This is a genomic window from Mycobacterium lentiflavum, assembly GCF_022374895.2.
Classification (GTDB): Bacteria; Actinomycetota; Actinomycetes; order Mycobacteriales; family Mycobacteriaceae; genus Mycobacterium; species Mycobacterium lentiflavum.
Genome location: NZ_CP092423.2, coordinates 1797026 through 1812603, shown reverse-complemented (window position 1 = coordinate 1812603; position 15578 = coordinate 1797026). Strand labels below are relative to the sequence as shown.

The following is a 15578-nucleotide window of genomic DNA, read 5'->3' as shown; positions in this document are numbered from 1 at the left end:
ATGACTCCGCAGCATTCGGATCAGCTGCCGTAGGGGTACATCTCAAGTCGTTTGATGCTGGCAACGACGTGATTGTCCGCATCGACGAGGTCTAGGTCGCAGACCGCCCGGCTGTTCTTTGCCACGCCGTTGGAGAGCACGCAGCGCAACCCATCGCCGAGCGCACCGGCTCGGTACCGCACGATCTCGCCCACCCGCAGCGGCAGCACCTTGGCCCCGAGCTGCTCAAAGCTCCATACCAGCGCCGCTTGCAGGCAGCCGTCGAGCGCGGCCGGATCGGTCGCCCAGCCTTCGCCTGCCCAACCCACCGCCGTCAGCCCGTACAGCGGGGCCGTGGCGGAGGACGTCTGGCAGTCGACGCTCTCGAGGACTTGGAAGGCGGGACCGTGGAAGAGTGCACCGTTGGTGTAGCAGGTATCGCGGTTCAGCTGCTTGCCGCCGGCCGGCGCGATTGCGAGAGTCGGCACCGCCATTGCGCCCCCGCCCATTTCGACCGTCGCGGAATAATAGGCGGTCGATCCGGAAGCGTCGGACAACGTGCACGCCAGTCGATGTGGGTGACCGTCCATCGACGCGCAACGCACCAGCAGTGCGTCACCGCGTTGGTCGAAGTCGGACAGCGTCACCCCGCGCAGCACCCGGAGGTCGAAAATCCGATCCACGCGCTGACCGGGCCGGCATGCCTGCGCCATCCGCACAAACCATTCCAGCGCCTGCACGATCGGCAGGACCACGTTGCCCTGGATGCGGTGATCGTGCAGATACGGCTGGCGACCGGCATGAGCCACCACACGTGCGGCCCGGCCCTCGGCGGGCACCGGATGGGTTGGCACACCTGCCAATACGCCATCTCCGAGGATCACCTCCGGACTGGCCGTCTGCGCGTCCAGCACGTCGGAGACGAATGCGTGTGCGCCGTCGGCGAGCGGGATCAAAGAAATTCCCCGGGACTCGAACATCGCCTTGAGACCGGGCGTCACCATCCCGGAATCCCAAGGGCCCCAGCCCAATGCGCGGACGAGGCAGCCAGGACCGCGGCGGGCCTGTTCGGCCAGGGCAACCTTGTTGAGGATTTCGTTGGCCATGGCGTAGTCGCTTTGGCCGACATTGCCGCTGCGCGCCGCCACCGACGAGAACAGGCAGACCAGCTTCAGCGCGTCGCCGGCTGTCGCATCGAGCAGGGCGCACAGACCGCCGACCTTTGTCTCGAAGACGCGGTCGTATCCATCCAGGGTCTTCTTGTGCAACGGCGCATCGGCCAGTACACCGGCCCCGTGGACCAGCCCGGTGATGGGCCCGAGGTCCGCGCGCACGCTATCGAGCAGCGCACCGAGTTGGGACGCATCGCGCACGTCGGCCGTGGCGTAGCGGACCCGCGAGCCGGCAGCGGTCATGGCAGCAAGCGTGGCGCGCACTTCACGATCGGCCAGGATGCGCCGCACCTGTTGCTCAAGCTGTTTGGGCGTGAGCTTAAGTCCTTGTGCCGCAGCGCTAGTCAGCAATGCTCGCTTGAGTTCGGCGTCGGTAGTCAGCCCCTGCGCGGCGGCTGGTTCGTCGCCGAGTTCGGTGCGTCCGATCAGTACGAAGCCGGCCCGTGTCTGTTCCGCCAGAGCGATCACCGATGCGGCCGTCACACCGCGGCCTCCGCCCGACACGACAATGACGTCACGCTGGTCGATGCGACGGGTATGGGTAGCGACCGGCGCCGCGTCGGCGACGACGGTGACTCGTCCGTACGTGCTGCCTAGACCGACTTCCAGTTCGGCGCCGCCCGCCAATAGCTCGTGCGCGATGCGCTCGGCGATGGCGATCGGGGCCAGCTGTCCGGCCGCGATGTCGATGGCCTTGACTTGTGCTGTTGGCCATTCTTGCGCGGCTGTCTTGGCCAGGGCGCCGATCCCGCCGGCCCATGCGCGCGAGCCTGGCTCGGTGAGCAGACCGAAGGTGCCGCCGGTGTCCTGAACGGTGACGAAGACGCCGCCGTGCTCTTCAAATCGCGCGGCGACGCGTTGTGCATCGGCAAACACCGCGCGGTTGAGGGCCAGCATGTCTTCCCGGCTGGTTGTCTGCTGCAGCCCGCCGAGGTGGATCACGGCCTCGGCATTGGTGCTCGGCTCGGCCACGGTGGTGGCGCTGATCCCGTGGTCGCCAAGGATGGCGGCCAGGGCCTCACCGACGCCGGGAGCAGTGGCGACAATCTCCACGTTGGCAGCGCTGTAGAGGCCTGGCATCGCCATTCCGCTTGCCGGAGTAGCGATTGCGCGCACGGCGTGGCGCGCGATCGCTACTCCGGCCAACTCAAAAGGGAGGCGGTCACCCGCCACGGCGCCGTTGGGGATGGCGGGAACCGGCGGTGGGGCATGCATCGGTGGGGCGCCACTGTCGGCGACCGGGGCCATCGGAGCCAACAGTGACTGCAGATAATCAACAATCTCCTGCAACGTCCCCAACCCCGCCATCGCCGCAGTCTCCACCTCCGGCAACACCGGAACCCGCTCCTGCACCCCCGACAAAATCTCCACCCGCTTAATCGAATCGATACCCAAATCCGCCTCTAACGCCATCGACAAATCAAGCATCTCAACGGGATAACCCGTCTTATCCGCCACCACCGCCAACATCTCACCCACCACATCCACACCCGACACCACCGCCGCAGACACAGGAGCAACAGGCGCAGGCATGGGCGTCGTCTCGTTGTGAACAGCCGGCGCAGGCGCAGCCACCGGGGCCAACGGGGCCATCGGAGCCATCGGCGCCACCGGGGCCAACAGTGACTGCAAATAATCAACAATCTCCTGCAACGTCCCCAACCCCGCCATCGCCGCAGTCTCCACCTCCGGCAACACCGGAACCCGCTCCTGCACCCCCGACAAAATCTCCACCCGCTTAATCGAATCGATACCCAAATCCGCCTCTAACGCCATCGACAAATCAAGCATCTCAACGGGATAACCCGTCTTATCCGCCACCACCGCCAACATCTCACCCACCACATCCACACCCGACACCACCGCCGCAGACACAGGGACAACAGGCGCAGGCACAGCAACAGGAGCAGGCACAGCCACCGGGGCCAACGGGGCCACCGGGGCCAACAGTGACTGCAAATAATCAACAATCTCCTGCAACGTCCCCAACCCCGCCATCGCCGCAGTCTCCACCTCCGGCAACACCGGAACCCGCTCCTGCACCCCCGACAAAATCTCCACCCGCTTAATCGAATCGATACCCAAATCCGCCTCTAACGCCATCGACAAATCAAGCATCTCAACGGGATAACCCGTCTTATCCGCCACCACCGCCAACATCTCACCCACCACATCCACACCCGACACCACCGCCGCAGACACAGGAGCAACAGGCGCAGGCATGGGCGTCGTCTCGTTGTGAACAGCCGGCGCAGGCGCAGCCACCGGGGCCAACGGGGCCATCGGAGCCATCGGCGCCACCGGGGCCAACAGTGACTGCAAATAATCAACAATCTCCTGCAACGTCCCCAACCCCGCCATCGCCGCAGTCTCCACCTCCGGCAACACCGGAACCCGCTCCTGCACCCCCGACAAAATCTCCACCCGCTTAATCGAATCGATACCCAAATCCGCCTCTAACGCCATCGACAAATCAAGCATCTCAACGGGATAACCCGTCTTATCCGCCACCACCGCCAACATCTCACCCACCACATCCACACCCGACACCACCGCCGCAGACACAGGAGCAACAGGCGCAGGCATGGGCGTCGTCTCGTTGTGAACAGCCGGCGCAACGAGCACCGACCGCGTTCCGTTGGCAATAACCGGATTTGGAGCCGGATTTGGAGCCAAATTTGGAGCAGGCGGGGCGGCCGCCGCCGGGACCACGAGACCTTGCAAAACGCGTTGCAGATTGTCGAAGGCGTCCCGCAGCGTTCCTACCGCGGCGATCATCTCCGTCACCGCTTCGGCACTCAGCACGGGTGCTGCGACCGGCGGAGGAGCCGCCAAAGTCACTGGCGCGGGCGCAGCGATCACGGCGGTCGCGGATGCACCGAGGTGGCCATGACCATTCCCATTGCTCGGTGCATGACCGTTGCCATTGCTCGCGGCATGACCGTTGAGCGCCGGCGCGGCCGGCATCACCGTCGAGGGGACCGGAACCGGCGCCGGCGGCGGGACCGCGGCTGGCGTGCCGTTGACGTGGACCACCGGGGTAATGGATTCAGATGGCATATATTTGGACTCCGATTCGGTCCGGTGGCCGTTGCTGGGGCCACTGCGGTCGAGAGTTGTTTCGATATCGAACGGCCGCCGCACAGGCTCGTCGCTTATTGGCGGCCTTCCATAGTTGGACCCATTGATCTTCAAGGTCAGCTTCGGCTTCTCGCGGTTGCGCGGATCGTCGCCGATGCGATAGTCGGCCCACAGGCCCTCGAAATTCATCGGGACACCGGCGGCCACGAGCTGGGCCAATCCGATCCACAGCGATCGAATGCCGTTCTTGCCCTTGGCATCCAGCGACACCGCCGAGTGCTCTTCGCCGACCAGACACTTGCCGACGAGATTTGTCAGCACCCCGCCGGGGCCGACCTCGACGAAGGTGCGCGCGCCGGCGCGCCACATTGCCTGAATCTGCTCGACGAACCGTACCGGCTGCGCGATCTGGTTGGCGAGCGTGGTCCGCATTTGTTGCGCGTCACCGGCATACGGCTGCGCTGTCGCATTGGCGTAGACGGGCACCGCCGGCGTGCCGAACGCGACACCGGCCAGGAAGGAACCGAAGGGAACCGCTGCCGGGCTGACGATGTCGGAATGGAATGCGGTGGCGACATCCAGGCGTCGCGCGTTGATGCCCGCCGCGGCAAAGCGCTGTGCCGCGTGTTCGATGGCGGTGCTATTCCCGGACAGCACAGCCTGATTGGGAGCATTGTGGTTCGCGATGACGACCGGGAGCCCCCACTCCCCGATCAGCTGGCGGACTTCCTCGACGGGGGCGGTCACCGCACACATCGCGCCGTCGCTGTTAGTGGCCGCTTCGGCCATCAGCTCACCGCGCTTGCGCGCGATTTGCAGGGCGACCTCGCCGCTGAAAACTCCTGCGGCACACAGCGCAGTGACTTCGCCGAAGCTGTGGCCACCGACGGCAATGGGTGCAATGCCAAGCGAGTGAATCACCGAGAGCAGACTCAGGCTGTGCGCACCGATGCCCGGTTGCGCCCACTCGGTTTTCGTCAGCTCGGCCGACTGCAAGGCGCGCTCGTCATCGGTGAATGCCGTCTTCGGCCAGACGACGTCGTGCAGATCGCGATCAGCGTTCAACCGGTCAGCTCGCGCACATTCCCATGCCGCCAACGCCGGCTCATGGAGCTGCGGCAGATCGGCGCCCATACCGACGTACTGGCTGCCCTGGCCCGGAAATAGCAATGCGACCGGCCCCGGTCGCTGCGCGGAGTAGAAGTAGCCCTTCGGCGAGGCGAACGACGACGGGACATCCGCCGCGCGCAGCTTCGCCGCAACTTCGTCGAGCATCGTCTGCAAGGTCGAAACACTGTCGGCAACGACGGCAAGGCGGTGCGGCTGCGCAGCGTTGTACGCGGCTTGCGTGCTGCGCGCGATCCAGCTGAGCATGTCGGCACTGTCGACCAGTGATGCGGACAGCGCAGCGGCTTGCCCGGAGAGCGCCGCCGAAGAAGGGGCGCCCAGCACGACCAGTTCGGAATCCCAGGAGCGGAATCGATACGCACGCTTCCCGGTTCCCGTGTACTCCTCGACGGCGACGTGGAAGTTGGTGCCGCCGAAGCCGAACGAGCTGACCGACGCGCGCCGCGGGACGCCCTTGTCGGCCATCCATGGCTTGGACTGGGTGGAAAGGTAGAACGGCGACCGCTCAATCTCGAGGGCGGGGTTCGGCCGGTCGATCTTGATCGTCGGCGGCAACGCCTTGTGGTGAAGCGCCATCACCACCTTGAACAGACCACCCGCTCCGGCCGCACCCTTGGTGTGCCCGATCTGGGACTTGACCGAGCCGAGTGCGCACCATTGCCGGTCCTCGCGGCCCGACGCGTTGAAGACCTCCCGCAACGCCTCGAACTCGGCGGCGTCCCCGGCTTTGGTCCCGGTGCCGTGCGCTTCGACGAGCCCGACCGTTTCCGGGCCGTAGCCCGCGGCCTCGTAGGCGCGCCGCAGAGCTTTCGCCTGACCCGCCGGGCTGGGTGCATAGATACTCTTTGCCCGACCATCCGAGGAGGTGCCGATGCCGCGGATCACCGCGTAGATCCGGTCGCCGTCGCGCTCGGCGTCGTCGAGACGCTTGAGCGCGAACATGGACAGCCCTTCGCCCAGCATGGTGCCGTCGGATTTGTCGGAGAAGGGCCGGCAGTCACCACTGGTGGACAACGCCGTCACCTTGGCGAAGCACATGTACATGAAGATGTCGTTGAAGGCATCGACTCCGCCGGCGAGCACCATGTCCGCTTCGCCGAGGTACAGCTCGTGCAGCCCGGCTTCGAGCGCCGCCAGCGAGCTGGCACACGCCGCGTCGATGACGCAGTTGGTACCGCCGAGGTCGAAGCGGTTCGCGATCCGCCCGGCGATTACGTTGCCGAGCAGCCCGGGGAAGGTGTTCTCCTGCCAAGTCGCGTAGTTCGACGTCACTCTTTCACTGAACGCGGCAACCTCTGGTTCCGAGAGACCGGCAGCCCGCAGTCCTCGCTCCCAGACCGGCCGGTGTAGCCGGCCGCTGATATAGGTGATCAACTCCGTGCCACCGGAGGCGCCGAGGATGACGCTGATCCGCTCGCGGTCGATGTGAGAAAAATCACCCCCCGCGGCATCCTCTAATACTTGGTGCGCGACCCTTAGTGCCAGCAGCTGGGCGGTATCGGTTGCGGGCATAACGTTCGGCGGAATGCCGAAATCCATTGGTGAAAAGTCGACATCAGGCAAGAATCCGCCGCGACGCGCGTATACCTTGTCCGGCATATGCGGATCGGGGTGGTAGTAGTCGTCAATGCGCCAGTGCGACTCGGGGACCTCGGAGAACAGGTCGACGCCACCGATGATGTTGCGCCAGAAGCGCTCGGCTTCGGGAGACCCGGGAAACAGCGCACTTACACCGACAACCGCAACAGGGGGGTGTTTTGATGCCATCGATCACCTTTGCATTGGCTAGACGAGCAACATCGAGTGTTTACTTGCGGCACACCGAAGACTGATCGTCGAGGTTTTGCTGCATTGACCTACACCCCCGGGGCAGGCCTAGCGCTCGCCGGGACCATATCAGAACGCAGGGTCTTGTACTGACGAACAGTCAATACCGCTTGACCGTCTATCAGACGGCCGTTGATCCGGCGGTTTCCTGGCTTGCCTGCGGACCGTGACACAGCGATGCTGGTGGGTCGGACGAGCCATTTCGGCTCTACGTGACCGCGCGCACCGGCACCGCGGCGACCGTCGCCCGGTGGACCGGTAATCGCCCCCCACGAGCTTTGCCAAGACGCCCGGATACGCCATTACGGTGATCGGCAGTGTTCAATTCGTTCGGTCCCATATGTGTCGGTACGCAGTTACTGGCGAGTAACAGGAATTGATGGGATATTCACCCCGTTTCGCCGTCTGCTGCGGGAACTGAATAAACCGTGTCAGCTTCGGTGCGCCCAGAAAGCGGATCGTGCCCGCGCAATTATCGGATCGCTCCGCGCTAACCGCACGTCAGCAGCTCACAATTGCGCAATGCAGGCGCAGTTTGTCGGCACGGGAAAGCGTCTGGTATTTGTCTGTCGGAGGCCGAAAACACCTACAAAGAAAGCGGGCGCGGCGTGTAGTTGAACGCATCCGCCGGAACGGGCACGCCGCATTTGCGAGCCTGGTGGGCCCGACTGATGTGGGTAGCGCCCTCCAACAAATTCAGCGCCACCTGATCGACCTTCCGCTGCTCAGGGTCCTCCAGGTAGCTACCCGCCACCCAGCTGTTGAACGCGCCCATCGAGGGTCCACACCAGATCTGGTAGTCCAGTACACGGTCCGGTTGCCCGTCGATCGCCCACCGGCTCGATTTGCCGAGGTACCAGCGGAACACCAGCCCCATCTGATATTTCGAGTCTCGGGTCGCGAGTTCAAGCACCGCGGGGTCGCGCTGCTCCCAGTACTGATGTGTTTCAGCCCAGACCTCCCCGACACTCTTGCCGAGGATCTTTTCCAGCTCCGCACCGTGCTTGTCCACGACGGCACTCAGGTCGGGATTGGCGGCGTACCACTCGTAGAGCTTCCTCGCCCGGTGGCCGAACATGGCACCACGCTTGAGGACCTGCAGGTTCACGCCCATCTCGAACATGTCGGACGCCGGGGCCATCATCACGTCGGCCACTCCGGCCTTGGCCAGCATGCCGCGGGCGTGCGGGGAAAGGCCCGACTCGACGCACGACTGGTTGACCGAGCCGGTCAACACATAGGCGGCGCCCATCGCGAACGCACCGGCGACCGACTGCGGCGTACCAAGACCCCCGGCGGCACCCACGCGGATCCGGCAGGCCAAGCCGTGCTGCTGCGCCAGCTTGTCGCGCAGCAGCACGATTTCCGAGAACAACGCCGGCAACGGACGGTTGTCGGTGTGCCCGCCGCTGTCGGCCTCGACCGTGATGTCTTCGGCCACCGGTACATGCTGGGCGAGCTCGGCCTCCCGCTGGGTCAGCTTGCCGGACGCGACGAGCACCGAAACCAAGGCCGCGGGCGCGGGCTCCATGAACATGCGGGCGACCTCGGGACGCGAGATCTTGGCCATCACATGGTTTTTGCGGACGATCGCGCCGGCCGGGTCGGTCGACAAGCCCGACAGGGCGTAGTGCACGACGGCGGGGGTCAGCTTCATGAACGCCGAGGCCTCGACGACCCGGACGCCCCGTTCGATGAACAGTTCGGCGACCCGCCCCTCCAGCGCAACCTCGTTGGGTGAGTGGATCAGGTTGGCGCCCCAGGCAAGTGGTCTGCCCGCCAGCCTGGTCTGAATCTGGGCCAGTCCTCGTTCGACGGCGGCGAACGAGAGGCCGCCCGCGCCAAAGAAGCCCAGCATCCCGGCCTCGGCCATGGCCACCACCAGTGCAGGGGTAGCGATGCCGTTGGCCATGGCACCGGTGACATAGGGGAAGCGGATCCCGTGAGACTCGCAGAACTCGCGGTCGCCGAGCCATTCCGGATAGATCGGGGGCAGTGTTCCCATCAAAGATATGTCGGACGCACCGGCGCCGACCAGTTCGCCTCCCATCGCCAGGCCCAGCTGACCGGTGGCGTCCTCGCGGACGACATGAACCGGGTGGCGCACGTACTGCAGGACGTGAGCGATATCTTGCGGCGCGAATGCGGCCGGCGCGGTCGTCGCTCGCCACCCGCCCAGACTGGGGCTCGCAGCGGCTTCGGTGCGATCGCTTAATACAGCGGTAGGTCGCTCTTCCACTGCCGAGTCCTTCCATCACAGCGTTGACGCGTTTCCCCCGCGGTAGCCGAAAGCTTCTCATGGACCGCTCCCGTGCGGCTGAGGAATCTCAACTCCGTCCAGAAAGTTGTCGGGCCACCTCGCTATTATCGAATGTATGTTCGAATCAACCGATCCCTGTGATCTGGTAACGGAGATCGAGTCCACCCAGCGGCAGGAGTCGATGTTGGTGGCGCGGCGGATGGCGGCGGTGGGAGCTTTACTTCGACACCGAGTGGCCGCTACCAAGCAGGCCGAGGACCGCCGGGGCTATGCCGTGCTCGACGGGTTCGAGCGGACTGCGGCCGAGGTGGCCGCCGCGATGAACCTGTCCCCGATGGCGGCAAGCTATCTGGTGTCATATGCCGAGTCGCTCGACACCAGGCTGCCCAAACTCGCGGCTCTGCTGTCGGAGGGGCGCACCGATTGGCGCACCGTCCGGTTGATCATCAGCCGTACCGACCTGATCACCGATGACGGGTTGATCGCCGAGGTCGACCGGTCACTGGCCACCCGGATCGGGAAATGGCACGGCTGGTCACGACAACGCATCGTCAATGCCGTCGACGCCACGGTGCGGGCCGTTGATCCCGATGCCGCCCGTGAACGGCGCGAGACGGCCGCGAATGACCGGTATATCGCCATCAGCACGCTGGACAACGGGATGGCGGACGTCTACGGCACCGTCGAGGCTACTGCCGCGACCGCCTTCGATCGTCGGCTCTCGCAACTTGCGGGCCAAGTGTGCGCCGGCGATCCGCGGACGATGGAGCAGCGCCGCGCCGATGCCTTGGCCGCGCTGACGCAGGGGCGCGGCTTGGTGTGCCGCTGCGAACAGTCGGACTGTCCTGCCGCGGCCGGCGCCGGGGACGGCGAACCGGAGTCAGGCGGTGTGCGGGTGGTCATCAACGTGGTCGCCAGTGAACAAACGGTCAATGCCAACAGCGATGAGCCGGGCTACCTAGAGGGGTACGGGATCATCGACGCCGAGCAGGTTCGTGAATTGGCTTCCGCCGCAGCACAACTCGTTGCCGACCCTTTCACCACCCCGGTGGAGGCGCTGCGCTACCAGCCATCCGCGGCGCTCGAACGCTTCGTTCGCTGCCGGGATCTGACCTGTCGCTTCCCGGGATGTAGTCGTCCCGCAGTGGTATGCGATATCGACCACACCATCCCGTTCAACCACCAGGATCCAACGGCCGGCGGCCTCACGGTGGCGCAGAATCTCAAATGCCTTTGCCGCCAACACCATCGACTCAAGACCTTCCACGTCGGATGGCGTGACACACAACTTGGCGACGGCACCGTCGTCTGGACCTCTCCCAGCGGGCGCGTGTACCGGACGTATCCGGCAGGGGCGGATCTTTTCCCTCAGCCGCGTGGACCGGCGTGTGCCACGCCGATCCCGGTGAGACGCGATAGGTCCAAGCAGCGACGTGCTCGGATCAGTCAAGCGCGCATGCACAACCGGCGGCAAAAGGCCCGCAAAGAGGAAGTCGCCGCGCGCAAGTTCCGAAACCATATGCGCAACAGTCTGTTCGCATTCAAGGGCGCAGCAAGCACCAGCCCGTTCTGCACCTGGATCAACGAACCCCGCGAGCCCGAGGAACTACCCGCGGATTGGGTACCCGACGCCATGACGCCGTTGCCGGACGACCCGCCCTACTGATAACCCGGCCAAGGACCTTACGACAGCCTCTCGCGCAGGCGGCGATTCACCGACTCCGGCAGCAGCTTCGAGACGTCGCCGCCCATCATCGCGACCTCTTTGGCCAACGACGACGACACGAACGAATACTGCGGCGCGGTCGCCACGAAGAAGGTGTCCACATTGGCGATGTGCTTGTTCATCTGTGCCATCTGCAACTCGTACTCGAAATCGGTGTCGGTGCGCAGGCCCTTGACGATCGCGGTCATCCCGCGGGAGGTGACGAAGTCCACCACCAGGCCCTGCCCGACCTCGACGCGCAGATTCGGCAGATGAGCCGTCGCTTCCTCGATCATCGCGACGCGCTCGTCGATCTCGAACATGCCCTTCTTGGCGGGGTTGGTCAGGATCGCCACGACGACCTCGTCGAACTGACCCGCGGCGCGTTCGAAGACGTCGATGTGGCCCAATGTCACCGGGTCGAATGAGCCCGGGCATACGGCGCCGCTCATAAGCGACCAAGGTAGCAGGGCGTCTCAGTCATATTCGGCCAGCTCCAGGCGGGTGTCGCCGTAAATTCGCTCCGGCCATGGGGTCCAGCCGTCCGGCCAGGTCAGCGAAGCCCCGGCGGCGGCCCGCTCGACGACTGCGACCGTTGCCGCGCGCACCCAGCCATGGGCGCTCAGCGCGGCCAGGACTGCCTCGACCTCGGCGGTCTCGATCTCGTAAGGCGGGTCGGCCAGCACCAGATCGACCGGGGATGCGACCCCACCGGCCAGCACCGTGGACACCGGGCCCCGGCGCAGCGTCGCGCCGGGCAGGCCCAGGGCCTCGATGTTGCGCGCGATGACGGCCGCGGTGCGCGGATCGGACTCGACGAACAGCGCCGAGGCCGCACCGCGCGAGAGCGCTTCCAGACCCAGTGCGCCCGAGCCCGCGTAGAGATCCAGCACCGCCAAGCCGGCCAGATCACGTCGCGCGGTGACGATGTTGAACAACGACTCGCGCACCCGATCGGTGGTCGGCCGGGTCCCACGCGGCGGCACGGCGAGCCGTCGCCCTCCGGCGACGCCGCCGATGATCCGCGTCAGCTCAGCACCACCAGCAGATCTCCACCCTCGACCTGCGCCGTGCTCGACACGGCGACCCGCCCCACGGTGGCGTCCTTCGGAGCGGTGATCGGCGCTTCCATCTTCATCGCCTCGATCGTGGCGATCGTCTGGCCCGCGCTCACCTTGTCGCCCTCGGCCACCGACACGGTGACGACTCCGGCGAAGGGTGCCGCGATGTGGCCGGCATTGCCTCGTTCGGCCTTCTCGGCGGTCGGGATGGTGCTGGCGATACTGCGGTCGCGCACCAGCACCGGACGCAGCTGGCCGTTCATGATGCACATCACCGTGCGCATGCCGCGCTCGTCGGGCTCGGAGATGGCCTCCAGACCAATCAACAGATCGACCCCGCGTTCCAGTGTCACCTGATGCTCTTCGCCTTGGCGCAGCCCGTAGAAGAACTGATTGGCCGACAGATGCGACGTGTCACCGTAAGTGTCCCGGTGCTCCTCGAATTCCTTTGTCGGACCAGGGAATAACAGTCGATTGAGCGTGGCTTGACGTTTGGCACCGCTCAGCGCGAGCCCCGCCTCGTCTTCTGCGCTGAGCTGCTGGACCGGCTTGGCGGGCCCGCGGCCCTCCAGCGCGGCGCTGCGCAGCGGCTCCGGCCAGCCACCGACCGGATCCCCGAGCTCGCCGCGCAGGAACCCCACCACCGATTCCGGGATGTCCAATCGCGAAGGATCCGAGGAGAATTCGTCTGCGGTGAGCCCCGAACCGACCAGCGCCAGCGCCAGGTCGCCGACCACCTTCGACGACGGGGTGACCTTGATCAGCCTGCCGAGCACGCGGTCAGCGCCCGCATACGCCTCTTCGATCTCTTCGAATCGATCGCCCAAGCCCAGCGCGATCGCCTGTTGGCGAAGGTTCGACAACTGGCCACCCGGGATTTCGTGGTGATAGACCCGCCCCGTCGGACCGGGCAGCCCGGATTCGAAGGGCGCGTACACCTTTCGCAGCGCCTCCCAGTACGGCTCCAGCGCGCATACCGCCGAAAGCGACAGGCCGGTGTCGTGCTCGGTGTGCGCGGCGGCGGCGACGATCGAGCTCAGTGCCGGCTGGCTGGTGGTGCCCGCCAGCGGTGCGGCGGCACCGTCGACGGCGTCGGCACCCGCGTGCCAGGCGGCCATATAGCTGGCCAGCTGGCCACCCGGGGTGTCGTGGGTGTGTACGTGGATCGGCAAGTCGAACCGGCTGCGCAGCGCGCTGACCAGTTGGTGTGCGGCCGGTGGCCGCAACAGCCCGGCCATGTCCTTGATGGCCAGCACGTGCGCACCTGCGTCCACGATCCGCTCGGCCAGGTTGAGGTAGTAGTCCAGCGTGTAGAGCCGCTCCCCCGGGTCGGACAGGTCACCGGTGTAGCACATCGCGACTTCGGCTATCGCGGAACCGGTTTCGCGGACAGCGTCGATAGCCGGGCGCATCGAGTCCAGGTTGTTAAGCGCGTCGAAGATGCGGAAGATGTCGATACCCGTCGCGGTCGCCTCTTCGATGAACGCCGAGGTGACCAGTTCCGGATAGGGCGTGTACCCCACGGTGTTTCGGCCCCGCAGCAGCATCTGCAGACAGATGTTGGGCATCGCCTCGCGCAGCGTGGCCAACCGCTCCCAAGGATCTTCTTTCAGGAAGCGAAGTGCCACATCGTAAGTGGCACCGCCCCAGCACTCCACCGACAGCAGTTGCGGCATCGTCCGGGCCAGGTAGGGCGCCACCATCATCAGCCCACTGGTGCGCACCCGGGTCGCCAGCAACGACTGGTGGGCATCGCGGAAGGTCGTGTCGGTGACGCCCACCGCGGGCGACTCGCGCAGCCAGCGCGCAAAACCCTCGGGCCCCAACTCAACTAGCCGCTGCTTTGATCCGGCCGGCGGCTCCGCCTCGAGATCGGTCGGATCGATAAACGGCAGCTTGTCGTGTGGGTACACCGTCGACGGGTGCGTGCCATGCGGATGGTTGACCGTGACGTCGGCCAGGTAGTTGAGGATCTTGGTGCCGCGGTCGGCTGATCCGCGCGCGGTCAGCAGATGTGGGCGCTCGTCGATGAACGACGTGGTGATCCGGCCGGCCTGGAAGTCCGGATCGTCCAGAACCGCTTGCAGGAAAGGAATATTCGTCGATACCCCGCGAATCCGGAACTCCGCGATCGCGCGTCGGGCCCGCGACACCGCCGTGTGGAAGTCGCGGCCCCGGCAGGTCAACTTGACCAGCATCGAATCGAAGTGGGCGCTGATCTCCGCGCCGAGGTTGGTGCTGCCGTCCAGACGGATGCCGGCACCACCGGGACTGCGGTAGGTGCTGATCCGGCCGGTGTCGGGGCGGAACCCGTTGGCCGGATCTTCGGTGGTGATCCGGCACTGCAGTGCGGCGCCGTGCGGCCGAATGTTCTCCTGGCTCAGGCCCAGATCCTCCAGCGTCTCGCCGGAGGCGATGCGCAACTGGCTGGACACCAGGTCGACGTCGGTGATCTCCTCGGTCACGGTGTGCTCCACCTGAATCCGCGGATTCATCTCGATGAAAACGTAATGACCGTTCTCGTCCAGCAGGAATTCGACGGTGCCCGCACAGCTGTACCCGATATGCCGGGCGAAGGCGACGGCGTCGGCGCAGATCTTGTCGCGCAATTCGGTGGAAAGGTTTGGCGCGGGCGCCAATTCGACGACCTTCTGGTGGCGACGCTGCACGCTGCAGTCGCGCTCGTGCAGGTGGATCACGTTGCCGGTGTTGTCGCCCAGGATCTGCACCTCGATGTGGCGCGGCTTGACCACCGCCTGCTCGAGATAGACCGTCGGGTCACCGAACGCCGACTCGGCCTCACGGCTGGCGGCCTCGATCGCCTCGGTGAGCGCATCGATGTCGGTGACGCGCCGCATACCGCGCCCCCCGCCACCGGCAACAGCCTTGACGAACAACGGAAACCGCATCTCGGCGGCAGCGGACACCAGCTCCTCGACCGACGCCGACGGCGCCGAAGATGCGAGTACGGGCAGCCCGGCTTCGCGGGCGGCCTCGATTGCCCGCGCCTTATTCCCGGTCAGCTCAAGGATTTCGGCGCTGGGACCGACGAACGTGATGCCGGCGTCCGCGCAGGCCGCGGCCAATGCCGGATTCTCCGACAGGAAGCCGTACCCGGGGTAGACGGCGTCGGCACCGGCCCGGGAGGCAGTTTCGACGATCTCGTCGACGGACAGGTAAGCACGCACGGGATGACCGACATCGCCGATCTGATACGACTCATCGGCCTTGAGCCGGTGTACCGAATTGCGGTCCTCGTAGGCATATACGGCCACCGTGCCGACGCCAAGTTCGTAGGCCGCGCGGAACGCGCGTATCGCGATCTCACCGCGATTGGCCACCAGCACCTTGGAGATCACTCGCGA

At 65.7% G+C, this 15578-nt stretch carries 6 protein-coding genes; 1 reads left to right on the top strand and 5 read right to left on the bottom strand.

Going from position 1 to position 15578, the window contains the following annotated elements:
• Positions 1-20 precede the first annotated feature (20 nt).
• Together MJO58_RS08770 and MJO58_RS08765 are read right to left on the bottom strand one after the other, a co-directional pair.
• The gene (locus MJO58_RS08770; protein ID WP_239722609.1) at positions 21-7127 is read right to left on the bottom strand and encodes a type I polyketide synthase; all 7107 of its coding nucleotides are present in this window, start codon (positions 7125-7127) and stop codon (positions 21-23) included.
• Between the two features lie 646 nt (positions 7128-7773).
• The gene (locus MJO58_RS08765; RefSeq protein ID WP_239722608.1) at positions 7774-9426 is read right to left on the bottom strand and encodes a PfaD family polyunsaturated fatty acid/polyketide biosynthesis protein; all 1653 of its coding nucleotides are present in this window, start codon (positions 9424-9426) and stop codon (positions 7774-7776) included.
• Positions 9427-9562: 136 nt separating this feature from the next.
• Between MJO58_RS08765 and MJO58_RS08760 the strand changes: the two genes are divergently transcribed.
• On the top strand, positions 9563-11113 hold the full coding sequence (locus MJO58_RS08760; protein WP_239722607.1) for an HNH endonuclease signature motif containing protein: 1551 nt from the start codon (positions 9563-9565) through the stop codon (positions 11111-11113).
• A gap of 17 nt (positions 11114-11130) precedes the next feature.
• Here MJO58_RS08760 and coaD read toward each other — a convergent pair whose 3' ends face one another.
• Genes coaD through MJO58_RS08745 form a run of 3 tightly spaced genes read right to left on the bottom strand, consistent with a single transcriptional unit; the run spans position 11131 to position 15572 of the window.
• Positions 11131-11604, bottom strand: a complete 474-nt coding sequence (gene coaD, locus MJO58_RS08755; RefSeq protein WP_090601128.1) for a pantetheine-phosphate adenylyltransferase — start codon at positions 11602-11604, stop codon at positions 11131-11133.
• Between the two features lie 24 nt (positions 11605-11628).
• Positions 11629-12183 (bottom strand): 16S rRNA (guanine(966)-N(2))-methyltransferase RsmD, encoded by a 555-nt coding sequence (rsmD, locus tag MJO58_RS08750; RefSeq protein WP_239723201.1) that lies wholly within the window; start codon positions 12181-12183, stop codon positions 11629-11631.
• A complete protein-coding gene (locus tag MJO58_RS08745) occupies positions 12180-15572 on the bottom strand; it encodes a pyruvate carboxylase (protein WP_239722606.1) in 3393 nt (1130 codons plus the stop codon). The genes rsmD and MJO58_RS08745 overlap by 4 nt, the downstream gene beginning before the upstream one ends.
• Positions 15573-15578: the final 6 nt, after the last annotated feature.